This window comes from Mesorhizobium sp. M7A.F.Ca.US.002.01.1.1, from assembly GCF_004022955.1.
In the GTDB taxonomy this organism is placed as follows: domain Bacteria; phylum Pseudomonadota; class Alphaproteobacteria; order Rhizobiales; family Rhizobiaceae; genus Mesorhizobium; species Mesorhizobium ciceri.
In genome coordinates, this window is sequence record NZ_RZQE01000191.1 from 1 (window position 1) to 10,669 (window position 10,669).

Below are 10,669 nucleotides of genomic sequence, written 5' to 3' on the forward strand. Positions count from 1 at the left end.
AGCCGGCGGTGATCCTGTTCACCTCGGGCTCGGAAGGCACGCCGAAGGCAGTCGTGCTGTCGCCCAAGAACCTTTACGCCAACGCCATGCAGGCTGAGGCGCGCATCACCATCTCGCCCGCCGACATCCTGCTCAACGTGCTGCCGGTGTTCCATTCGTTCGGCCTGACGGGCGGCACCATCCTGCCGCTGGTCACCGGGGTAAAACTGTTCCTCTACCCCTCGCCGCTGCACTACAAGATCATCCCCGAGGTTGCGCGCAAGGTGAAGCCGACCATTATGTTCGGCACCGACACGTTCCTCGCCAACTATGCGCGTACCGCCAAGGACGGCGATTTTTCCAGCCTGCGCTTCGTCGTTGCCGGCGCCGAGGCGGTGAAGCCGGAAACCCGCCGCGTCTATCGCGAACGCTTCCAGGCCGAGATCATCGAAGGGTTCGGGCTGACAGAGGCGGCACCGGTGGTTGCCGTCAACACGGCAATCCATGGCCGCGACGGTACCGTCGGGCGGCTGCTGCCGGCCATGCGCATGAAGCTTGAGCCGATCGAAGGCATTTCCGATGCCGGCCAATTGTGGCTCGACGGACCGAACCTGATGATGGGCTATATGACATCGGACCGCCCCGGTGAATTGCAGCCGCTGACGGGCTGGCACGACACCGGCGACATCGTCGCTGTCGACCGCGAAGGCTTCATCACCATTCGCGGCCGCGCCAAGCGCTTCGCCAAGATCGCCGGCGAGATGGTGTCGCTGGGTGCTGTCGAGATGCTGGTGCAGTCGTTGTGGCCGGAAGAACGCCATGCGGCGGTAGCGGTGCCGGACAAGAGGCGCGGCGAGCGCATTGTGCTGGTCACCACCGCCGACGACGCCAATCCCGACGAGTTGCGCAGATTCGGCAAACAAGCGGGCGCCGCCGAACTGATGGTGCCCAACGACATCGTCAAGGTCGAGGAAATCCCGGTGCTGGGTTCGGGCAAGACCGACTATGTCTCGACCCGAAAGCTGGCGATCGACAGGCTGGGGCTCGGCGTCGCGGCCTGAGTCGGATCAAGCACTTCCGCCGACCTTCTAACCTATATCCGAAGGCGGTACCTTCTCGCCCTCCAGCTTGGCGCGTTTCGAATAGGCGCGCACACTGAACGGCAGGAAGATCAGGTAGCCGGCAACCGAAGCGGTCAGCGTGTACCAGGGGTAGGTCATCAGCAGCAGTACGTAGAGCACGACACCCAGGATGATCGGCAACACCCTGTCGCCCGGGATTTTCAGGCTCTTGCCGGAATAGACCGGCAGCCGGCTGACCAGCAGGAAGGCGACCAGTATGGTAAAGCCGGTGGCGACGAAGGCCGCTGGACGACTGGGCTCCAGCCCTGTGCGCAGGAAATAGAGATAGAGCGGCAGCATCACCAGCACAGCACCAGCCGGCGCCGGCACGCCGACGAAATATTCGGACTGCCATATCGGGCGGTCGGCCTTCTCGTCGTCGAGCACGTTGAAGCGGGCGAGCCTTAGCCCGCAGGCGATGGCGAACAGCAAGGCCGCAATCCAGCCCGGCGAGCCGGCACGGTCGAGCAGGAAGGCATAAAGCACCAAAGCCGGGGCGACGCCGAAATTGACGATGTCGGCCAGCGAATCCATCTGGGCGCCGAATTTGGAGGTTGCCTTCAGCATCCGCGCCAAGCGGCCATCAATGCCGTCGAGGAAAGCGGCCAGCAGCACCATCACCACGGCCGGCTCGAAGCGGCCTTCGAAGCCGAAGCGGATGCCCGACAGACCGGCGCAGATGGCAAGCACGGTGACGAGGTTGGGCAGCACCATGCGCATCGGGATCTCGCGGATGCGCGGACCGCCGCTGGCATGGGCCTCGAACTTCTTATACTGCGTGCCCACGGCTCAGGAAATCCGCACGAGGGGTGTGCCGGCGACACCGCCGAATTCGGCCAGCACGGTTTCGCCGCCGACCGCTGTCTGGCCGACGGCAACGCGCGGCGTGGCGGTCAAGGGCAGGAAGACATCGACGCGCGAGCCGAAGCGGATCAAGCCGAAACGCTCGCCGGTGCCGATCGAGCCGCCCGCCTCGGCCCAACAGACGATCCGCCGCGCCACCAAGCCGGCGATCTGGACGGCGGCGATCGTGCCGTTGGGGCTTTCGATGACCAGGCCGTTGCGCTCGTTCTCGGTGCTGGCCTTGTCGAGTTCGGCGTTGAGGAATTTTCCGGGCCGGTGTTCGATCCTGACGATACGACCGCGTACCGGGGCGCGGTTCACGTGACAGGAAAAGACATTCATGAACACCGAGATGCGGGTCATCTCGACATTGCCGAGGCCGAGTTCGCGCGGCGGCACGGCCGGCCCGACCGCCGAGATGATGCCGTCGGCGGGGCTGACCACCAAGCGGTCGTCGACCGGCGTGACGCGCTCGGGATCGCGGAAGAAATAAACGCACCAGGCCGTCAGGATCAGACCGATCCAGAACAGGACCGAGGAGAAATAGCCGAGGAAAAGCGTCGCCGCGCCAAAGGCCGCGATGAAGGGATAGCCTTCGCGATGGATCGGTACGAACGCGTTCTTGACCGTATCGACAAGGCTCATCAGCTAAAAACAGGCTCCGTTTCAAGTCCGGCCTCAATAGCCGAAAGCCCCCCTCGCCGCAACGCAACAATCGGCGGCGCGGGCGAACGGCAAGGGCCTGTCGCCTCAGGATAGCCGAACGCTCCGCGTTCGTGAGGTCGCGACCGGCTCGCATGCCTGTGCCACTGGCGTCAGAATTTCGAGACAATCAGCCCAGATCAGTTGGCACCATCGGCTTCGGCGCGCACAAAATGTTCTTCGATCTCAAGCCTATGGGCATCCGCCAGCGGATCTTCGGCGCCCGACCTCAAGAGCGCGCTCCCGTTGGGAGAGGACACCAAAAACAGCAGTCTACCGTCAGCAGCAACTGTCCAACTGACGACCGATCCTCCCTCGCTCGGAATCAGCATCGATGGCAAAGCAACTGCTCCTGCCGTATCAATTCCAGCCCTGCGCAAAAGAAGGTCGAGGGCTGCTGGTGCCCCGTATTCATCAGCCAGTTCGATGACTGTCGCTATTGAATCAGCGCCGACATGCGACAGCTTCAGACCGACACGTGGAGCACCTTCGCCAAGTAACTCATCAACGCTATCGACCGGTCCGAGGTCGAGTTGCAGTTCTGTACCATCAGCAGCCAGGTACTGGTATGCAGCCGCATGCGTTGGCGTGACTACGCACAAACGCACCCTGCCGGCGTTGGTTACGACCGGAAATGTCATCTGCTTCTCGCCATCTATGTCCAACATCCGTCCTTTGCCGAGCCCGAGCTTAACCTCGGGCTGCGGCAAAGCTGCACAGGCGAGCCCGATGCCCACTTCAAGTCGGCTCGTCATCACTGCTTTCAGATGGAACACCGAACGATGGCGCAATCGAGGTTCGCGCCTGGAGTTGGCCATCACAATGTCAAGAGTGGCCTCCTGGCATTCGGCATCGTCGACAATCTCCAGTTCAGGCCAGGAGGCTATCCAACCCACTGCGCGGGCAAGCATCGGGACGCTGTCTTCCTCCTTGTAAAAAAGATCGTCGAGTCCATCAAGGAAATCAGCGCGGCCACCTTCGAATCCAGTCTGTTCCTCCGCTTCCTTGGGATGTTCCCGGACCCAAGCAACCATCTGTTTCAAAATAGCTAAATGGTTTTCTGCTCGCATTCCAGCCAAAGCCAAATGCACATCCGAGGTGACTTTATCGAGGTGATCACGGTAATTGTGAATAAATTGGCTATGGCCGCCATTAGCCACTTCCATCCCGTATAGGTAAGCGTGAAAAAACTGCCTCGCTGACGGCGGTATTTCGTGATCTTTGTAGAGGCCCTGATCAAACATTGCGGTCACGAAATCCATGACTGCAGTCACGAGGTCAGCAACGTAGTTTTCCTTAGCGGCGCGCTCGACTGCTGAAAACGGGACAACAATTGAAGTCACGCGCGGACTGGCCGTCGGTTGCTCCGGCTGGTGCGCCGAAATCGTTGTCGACTGCTGCAGCCTTTTCTTTCGCGAAAAAATTCCGAACATTCCAAAGCCTTCTTACCCGGAGGAAAGCAATACCGGTAGATCAGAGTCTGTCAGCAGAATATCACTTGGAAAAGTGGATAAAAAGGCGCTTGAAATTCATTTTCACTGCGTCTTACCAATATTTTGAAGAACACTTCAACCGATAGTTTGAAGAACACTCCAAAAACTGACCTCGAGGCTTCGTCGCGAACTCAGCAAAGAGCAGCCAAACCAAAATTATCGGTTCTGTGCCTGTCGGCAGACCGCTGCCTCGCCCGTCCTTGGTGAGACAGCGCCATCATGGACCATTTGGCGATGCTGACGCACTCAACAAGGAGTCCCCTACATGCAGAAACCACCTGCCCCCCAAGCGCATCTCGTCACTGCCGGTCTCGCTTTCGGCGAGTCGCCGCGCTGGCATGACGGACGGCTGTGGCTTTGCAACTGGGGCACCGGCGAGATTATCGCCGTCGATGCCGACGGCAACCGCGAGGTCATGCTCACCGTACCGGCTGTCCTGCCCTACTCCATTGACTGGCTGCCGGATGGCCGCCTGCTCGTCATCTCCGGCCGCGAAGGGCTGCTGCTACGACAGGAGGCCGACGGGAGCCTCGTCACTCGCGCCGATTTGCGTGACCTGTCGAAAAGCCCTTGGAACGAGATCGTCGTCGACGGGCGCGGCAACACCTATGTCAATGGCGGCGGACCGGCGCCGGCTTCTGGCGAGCATTTCAGCCCCGGCACCATCGTGTTGATCACGCCGGACGGCGCGGTCCGGCAGGTGGCGGAAAATATCGCCTTTGCCAACGGCATGGCAGTGAGCCCGGACAACAAGACGCTGATTGTCGCGGAATCCCATGCCAATCGGCTGACCGCCTTCGACATTGCCGCCGACGGCAGCCTTGCCAACCGAAGGGTCTGGGCCGACCTCGACGGCTATCCCGACGGCATCTGCCTCGATGCCGAAGGGGCGGCCTGGTATGCGGATGTTCCCAACAAGCGTTGCGTGCGGGTGCGTGAAGGCGGCGAGGTGCTGCAGACAGTGACCGTCGATCGCGGCTGCTTTGCCTGCATGCTGGGCGGCACCGACAGGAAAACGCTGTTCATTCTCGCCGCCGAATGGCGCGGCTTCGAGCATATGGTCAGCGACGCCCGCACCGGCCAGGTGTTCAGCGTCGAAGCGCCGGCACCTGGCATCGGCTGGCCGTAACAGCCTTGCTACAGCCCGGGAACCCTCTGATAGTTGGCGATGTCGGCGCGAACGCCGAGCCGGGCGATCGTCTCCTGCGGGTTGAAGGCGATGCGCTCGTGCGCGGCCTTGACGATCGGCACGACATTGTCGACGGCCGCCTGGCTTTCCCATTCGACGATGGTGACGAGGTTGAATTCGCCCGGCCCGGAGAATTGCTCGAGCAGGAAATCCTGCACGAAGCCATGCTGCAGGCGCAGCAATTCATGCGTTGTCCTGACCTTGGCGAGTATCTCCTCGCGGGCGCCGGCCGGGACGACGAATTTGTCCACCCTGAACACGCTGCCGCCGTTAACAGTCTGATTTATCTTGCTCATTTCGATTGCTCCGTTCCTGGATCATGGTGTTTTTTGGGCTCCAGGAACGGCCTACAATCTCAACTTAAGTTGAGATCAAGTGCAAAAATCAGATCACACGCCGAACCTTCAATTCACCTCCGACGTGCGCCGGCGGACGATGACACCAAGTTCGTCGCCTTCGCGAGCCAAGCGCAGCCGCTCTTCGGCCTCGGTCGCCTCGCGCTGGCGGTCCCACATCGAGGCGTAGAGGCCATGCTTGCGCATCAGCTCGGCATGGGTGCCGCGCTCGGCGATCTGGCCGTCCTGCAGCACGATGATCTCATCGGCCGTGATCACCGTCGACAGGCGGTGAGCGATGACGATGGTGGTGCGGCCACGGCTGACCAGATCGAGCGCGGCCTGGATCTCCTGTTCGGTGTGGCTGTCGAGCGCCGAGGTCGCTTCGTCGAGCATCAGGATCGGCGGCGCCTTCAAAATGGTGCGGGCGATTGCCACGCGCTGCTTCTCGCCGCCCGAAAGTTTTAGCCCGCGTTCGCCGACCATCGACTTGTAGCCGTCAGGCAATCGCTCGATGAACGGGCCGATCTGAGCGAGTTCGGCCGCCTTGCGCATATCCTCCTCGCTGGCACCGATGCGGCCATAGCGGATGTTGTAGGCGATGGTGTCGTTGAACAGCACGGTGTCCTGCGGCACCATGCCGATCGCCCCGCGCAGGCTCTCCTGCGTCACGTCCCTGATATCCTGGCCATCGATCAGCACCTGGCCGCCCTGCACGTCGTAGAAGCGGAACAGAAGCCGCGAGATGGTCGACTTGCCGGCACCCGAAGGCCCGACAATGGCGACGGTCTTGCCGGCCGGCACCTCGAAGCTGATGCCCTTCAGGATCTTCCGGTTCGGGTCATAGGAGAAGTGCACGTCGCGGAACTCGACCTTGCCGGCGCTGACCGCGATTGGCCTGGCATCCGGCTTGTCGACGATCTCCTGCGGCACATCCAGCAGATCGAACATCTGCTCGATATCGGTGAGCCCCTGGCGGATTTCGCGGTAGATGAAGCCGATGAAATTGAGCGGCACCGACAGCTGCATCAGCATGGCGTTGATGAAGACGAAGTCACCGACCGTCTGCGTGCCGGCCTGCACTTCGAGCGCCGACATGCACATGACGATGACGGTGCCCAGGCCGAAGATGATGCCCTGCCCGAAATTCAACCAGCCAAGCGAGGTCCAGATGCGCGTCGCGGCGACCTCGTAGCGTGCTATGGAGCGGTCGAAGCGCTCGGCTTCCATGCCCTCATTGTTGAAATATTTCACCGTCTCGTAGTTGAGCAGCGAGTCGATTGCCTTGGTGTTGGCGTCGGTATCGCTGTCGTTCATGTCGCGGCGGATCGAGATGCGCCAGTCGCTGGCGCGGACCGTGAACCAGACATAGACCCAGACGGTGACCGCGACGACGACCACATATTTCCAGCCATAGGTGTAGGCGAAGATGCCCGTGGTCAGCGCGAATTCGAGGATGGTCGGCGCCGTGTTGAGCATGATGAAGCGCACGATCGTCTCGATGCCCTTGGTGCCGCGCTCGATGATGCGCGACAGGCCGCCGGTGCGGCGCTCGAGATGGAAGCGCAGCGACAGTTGGTGCATGTGAACGAAAGTACGGAAGGCGAGCTGGCGCACGGCATATTGGCCGACGCGGGCAAACAGCGCGTCGCGCAACTGATTGAAGCCAAGCTGCACCAGGCGCACGACATTGTAGGCGACGACCAGCATGACGGGCGCCAGCAGGAAGCTCGGCAGCGGCGGCGCCGATTTGGCGTCGCCGGCCAGCGCGTCGGTCGCCCATTTGAAGAAATAGGGACCGGCGACCAGCGTCAGCTTGGCGACGACCAGCAACAGCGTCGCCCATGTGACCCGGGCTCTCAGATCGGCGCGATCCGCTGGCCACATGTAAGGCCACAAATTGAGCAGCGTCTTGAAAGTCGAGGAGTCGGAGACGGTTTTTTCGGCCATTTCTTGTGCCTTCTTCTTATTTCAGCGGCCGGAGCAGCAGGAATTGACGAGAGCGGCCACCGATGCGGAGACATCGGCGAGCGCGGCATGGTCGATCGCATAGCGCGAGCGCTGGCGATCGGGCTCGAAGCGAACCAGCCCGGCTTCGACCAGTATTTTCAGATGTTGTGACACGGTGGACTGCGCCAGATCTAAGCGGTCGACGACCTCGCGGCAGCAGCAGGAACTGCTCGTCGATAGGTGTTTCAGGATTTCGATCCGCGCCGGATGGGAAAGCGCTGCAAGTCGGGCGGCGACCGCACGGCTGTCCGGACCGCCGCATGATGCGTTTGTTTCCATCAGGGATTCTGCCATCGTTCATCGGCGATAGACGATGAACTGGCACGGGGCAAGCTAACCCTATGGGCAGAGCGCCGGAACCGCCAATCTCCCCCTCGTGGGAGAGATGTCCGGCAGGACAGAGAGGGGCGCGAAGGATCGCGACTTTCCACGATCAAAGCATTACGAGCAGCCGTAAGGTAGCTCGACCGGATTTGGCCGACAGGCTGGCGAGACAGCGCCCTCCTCTGCCCTGCCGGGCATCTCCCACAAGGGGGAGATTGCGCTCAACCGTCGGCGCTCAAACCCTACTCCGTCTTGGCGGGCGCTGTCGTTGCCTGCTCGCCCATGGCCTTGAGGTCGGCGGCTTCGCCTTCCTTCGACTTTTCCGGGACCTTGAACACCTGGCCCGGCCAGATGCGGTCGGGATCACTGATCTGGTCCTGGTTGGCGAGGTAGATGGTCGAGAAGCGTACGCCGTGGCCATAGACGCGCCGCGAGATCCGCCACAGCGTGTCGTTGCGGCGGATGATGACGGCGCCGTCGGCATGTTCAAGCTTGGGCGCCACGGTCTCGGGCACATCGCTTGGCGGCGTCGCCTCCGCCACAACGGCCGGAGCCTCGGCGGCGGGAGCAGGCGTCGTGGCCGGGGCCGTTTCGGCCGCGGCCGGCGCCTCGGCGGCGGCAGGTGCGGCCGGCTTGGGCTGAACGGGCTTCGGCGCCGAGGGTGCCACGGCGGCGATCGCTTCGCCGGGCTCACGCTCGAACGGTACGGCCGCGCGGGCCACAACTGTCACACCGTCGGCATCGAGGCCGTCGACATGGATTGTGTAGCTGCCGACCGGAATGTCGCGCGTCGCCTCGACCAGGAAATGACCGTCCGTCGAAGTTTGCGCGTCACCGAGCAGGATGTCGTTGGCATACGCGCGCACCTTGCGGCCGGCATCGGCGAGGCCGGCGACAAAGATCTTGCTGCCGTCGATCTCGACCGCCTCGACGACGATCTTGGGCTCGGTCACGCCTGCAGCGGGCGGCGTCGCCGGCGCTGCAGGAGCCGGTGTCGCGTCGACCACGGCTGGCGCTGGGGCGGCTGGCGCCGGAGCGGTTGCGGGGGCTTCGGCTGTGGGAGCAGCCGGCGCGGCGGCCGGAGCAGCCGGCTTTGTCTCGGGTGCGGGAACGGTCAGCAATTCGGCCGGCTTGCCCGGCTCCTCGACCATGGCCAGCACCTGGCCGGCCGCATCCTTGGGAACCGAAACGACGGCGGTCTGCACCGAGGGCGTTACGACGTCACCGGTGGTCGCGCGCAGCGCGATCGTATAATCGCCGGGCTTCAGCGGATCATCGAGAATGATAACGAAGGCGCCATCGGGACCAGCGACCGTCGAGCCAAGCACCGTCGAGCCATTGAGGATTTCGACCTTGGCGTTGGGCGCCGCATTGCCGGCGACGACAATCGAGCCATTGCTTTCGACGCGCACGACATCGAAGGACGGTGCGACCGGACCGGTCGCAGCAGGCGCCGCCGCGTCCGCGGCCGGTGCGGCGGGTGCCGTTGCCTGGGGCACTGCGGCGGGAGCCGCCGGGACTTCAGCGGCGGGCAGCCGCGCTTCGGTGCCGGGATCGGCCGATTTTGCCGCTGCGGGCGGCGTCTGCGCCGCCACTTGCGCCGGCGGCGTGGGATTGAGATACGGGTCGAGTGCGCCCGCTACATAGGCGGTTCCCGCGGCCGCAACGGTCCCACCCGCCGCGAACAGGAACGCCTTCAGTGGATTAATTGCCATATTTCCCTACCCCTTAGCCACCTAACGCCGGTCTAGCCTGTTTTAGCAATACCGACAAGAAAAAGCCCAGGCCGTTAACCCTTGGGGCTTGACCGCGCTTTCAGACCCAATCACCAATCATCGACATGAACACGATTCGATCCGTCTGCGTCTATTGCGGCTCGTCTCCGGGCCGCGATGAAATCTATATCAAGGCCGGACACCTGCTCGGGCGCTCAATTGCCAAAGCGGGATTGCGGCTGGTCTATGGCGGCGGCACCAAAGGCATCATGGGCGCTGTCGCCGAAGGCGCGCTCAAGGCCGGCGGCAAGGTGACGGGCATCATTCCGCGCTTCCTGATCAACAAGGAGGCGAGCGAAACAGCGCTTGACCGGCTCGATGAACTCTTGATCACCGACAACATGCACGAGCGCAAGCACAAGATGTTCGAGAAATCCGACGCCTTTGTGGCACTGCCGGGCGGCATCGGCACGGTCGAGGAGATCGTCGAGATCATGACCTGGGGACAACTTGGCCATCATCGCAAGCCGATCGTCTTCGCCAATGTCAAAGGATTTTGGGATCCGATGCTGGCGCTGCTCGATCACATGGCCGCCGAAGGCTTCATCCACACCGCGCAGCGGGTCAAGCCGCTGGTCGTCGACGACCCCGAAGCGATCGTCGCCGCCATCATGGTAGCCGGATCGTCCGTCGACGCCCCGACCGAGGGCGTGCAGTCGGTGATCGATAAGATGTAGGGGAATAAGGCAGTAGGGCAGTAGGGCAATATGTGACAACAAGTGAATTGCCTGGAGGTCTCTGCCCTACTGCCCTACTGCCCTACTGCCCTACTGCCCTACTGCCCTACTGCCCTACTGCCCTACTGCCCTACTGCCCTACTGCCCTACTCCCCTCTTCCGCCGCAGCCTGCCGCAAATCGGCAATCACCGCGCGCCGGTCATGACGCCGCCAGGCGAGA

Annotated in this window: 10 protein-coding genes; 3 read left to right on the forward strand and 7 right to left on the reverse strand. The window is 62.6% G+C overall.

Going from position 1 to position 10,669, the window contains the following annotated elements; genetic code table 11:
* A partial coding sequence (locus EN932_RS18985; protein WP_164890538.1) for an AMP-binding protein occupies positions 1 to 1,040 on the forward strand: 1,040 nt, incomplete at its 5' end.
* Positions 1,041 to 1,067: 27 nt separating this feature from the next.
* Here the strand turns inward: EN932_RS18985 and EN932_RS18990 are convergent.
* From EN932_RS18990 to EN932_RS19000, 3 genes are all read right to left on the reverse strand, one after another.
* Positions 1,068 to 1,814, reverse strand: a complete 747-nt coding sequence (locus EN932_RS18990; protein WP_224621703.1) for a phosphatidylcholine/phosphatidylserine synthase — start codon at positions 1,812 to 1,814, stop codon at positions 1,068 to 1,070.
* Positions 1,815 to 1,889: 75 nt separating this feature from the next.
* Positions 1,890 to 2,588 (reverse strand): phosphatidylserine decarboxylase, encoded by a 699-nt coding sequence (locus EN932_RS18995; RefSeq protein ID WP_013532543.1) that lies wholly within the window; start codon positions 2,586 to 2,588, stop codon positions 1,890 to 1,892.
* A 197-nt stretch (positions 2,589 to 2,785) separates the two neighbouring features.
* Complete coding sequence (locus EN932_RS19000) at positions 2,786 to 4,078, reverse strand: DUF4375 domain-containing protein (protein WP_013532544.1); 1,293 nt, start codon at positions 4,076 to 4,078, stop codon at positions 2,786 to 2,788.
* Between the two features lie 325 nt (positions 4,079 to 4,403).
* On the opposite strand from EN932_RS19000, the gene EN932_RS19005 reads away from it, so the two are divergent.
* A complete protein-coding gene (locus tag EN932_RS19005; RefSeq protein ID WP_013532545.1) occupies positions 4,404 to 5,267 on the forward strand; it encodes an SMP-30/gluconolactonase/LRE family protein in 864 nt (287 codons plus the stop codon).
* A gap of 8 nt (positions 5,268 to 5,275) precedes the next feature.
* Here the strand turns inward: EN932_RS19005 and EN932_RS19010 are convergent, their stop codons facing one another.
* The 4 genes from EN932_RS19010 to EN932_RS19025 form a co-directional block, all read right to left on the reverse strand.
* Positions 5,276 to 5,623: an antibiotic biosynthesis monooxygenase gene (locus EN932_RS19010; protein ID WP_013532546.1), complete on the reverse strand. Its 348-nt coding sequence runs from the start codon at positions 5,621 to 5,623 to the stop codon at positions 5,276 to 5,278.
* A 108-nt stretch (positions 5,624 to 5,731) separates the two neighbouring features.
* Positions 5,732 to 7,612 (reverse strand): ABC transporter ATP-binding protein/permease, encoded by a 1,881-nt coding sequence (locus EN932_RS19015; protein WP_127369359.1) that lies wholly within the window; start codon positions 7,610 to 7,612, stop codon positions 5,732 to 5,734.
* Between the two features lie 21 nt (positions 7,613 to 7,633).
* Positions 7,634 to 7,966, reverse strand: coding sequence for a metalloregulator ArsR/SmtB family transcription factor (locus EN932_RS19020; protein ID WP_013532548.1), 333 nt, complete (start codon positions 7,964 to 7,966; stop codon positions 7,634 to 7,636).
* 272 nt (positions 7,967 to 8,238) lie between these two features.
* Positions 8,239 to 9,711, reverse strand: a complete 1,473-nt coding sequence (locus EN932_RS19025; protein ID WP_064993126.1) for a LysM peptidoglycan-binding domain-containing protein — start codon at positions 9,709 to 9,711, stop codon at positions 8,239 to 8,241.
* A gap of 125 nt (positions 9,712 to 9,836) precedes the next feature.
* Between EN932_RS19025 and EN932_RS19030 the strand changes: the two genes are divergently transcribed.
* The gene (locus EN932_RS19030) at positions 9,837 to 10,448 is read left to right on the forward strand and encodes a TIGR00730 family Rossman fold protein (protein WP_013532550.1); all 612 of its coding nucleotides are present in this window, start codon (positions 9,837 to 9,839) and stop codon (positions 10,446 to 10,448) included.
* Positions 10,449 to 10,669: the final 221 nt, after the last annotated feature.

What these genes read in the sequence shown, in the direction of transcription:
- EN932_RS18990 (WP_224621703.1), bottom strand. Translation starts at nt 1,814, where the DNA reads ATGGTGCTGCCCAACCTCGTCACCGTGCTTGCCATCTGCGCCGGTCTG.
- EN932_RS18995 (WP_013532543.1), bottom strand. Translation starts at nt 2,588, where the DNA reads ATGAGCCTTGTCGATACGGTCAAGAACGCGTTCGTACCGATCCATCGC.
- EN932_RS19000 (WP_013532544.1), bottom strand. Translation starts at nt 4,078, where the DNA reads ATGTTCGGAATTTTTTCGCGAAAGAAAAGGCTGCAGCAGTCGACAACG.
- EN932_RS19005 (WP_013532545.1), top strand. Translation starts at nt 4,404, where the DNA reads ATGCAGAAACCACCTGCCCCCCAAGCGCATCTCGTCACTGCCGGTCTC.
- EN932_RS19010 (WP_013532546.1), bottom strand. Translation starts at nt 5,623, where the DNA reads ATGAGCAAGATAAATCAGACTGTTAACGGCGGCAGCGTGTTCAGGGTG.
- EN932_RS19015 (WP_127369359.1), bottom strand. Translation starts at nt 7,612, where the DNA reads ATGGCCGAAAAAACCGTCTCCGACTCCTCGACTTTCAAGACGCTGCTC.
- EN932_RS19020 (WP_013532548.1), bottom strand. Translation starts at nt 7,966, where the DNA reads ATGGCAGAATCCCTGATGGAAACAAACGCATCATGCGGCGGTCCGGAC.
- EN932_RS19025 (WP_064993126.1), bottom strand. Translation starts at nt 9,711, where the DNA reads ATGGCAATTAATCCACTGAAGGCGTTCCTGTTCGCGGCGGGTGGGACC.
- EN932_RS19030 (WP_013532550.1), top strand. Translation starts at nt 9,837, where the DNA reads ATGAACACGATTCGATCCGTCTGCGTCTATTGCGGCTCGTCTCCGGGC.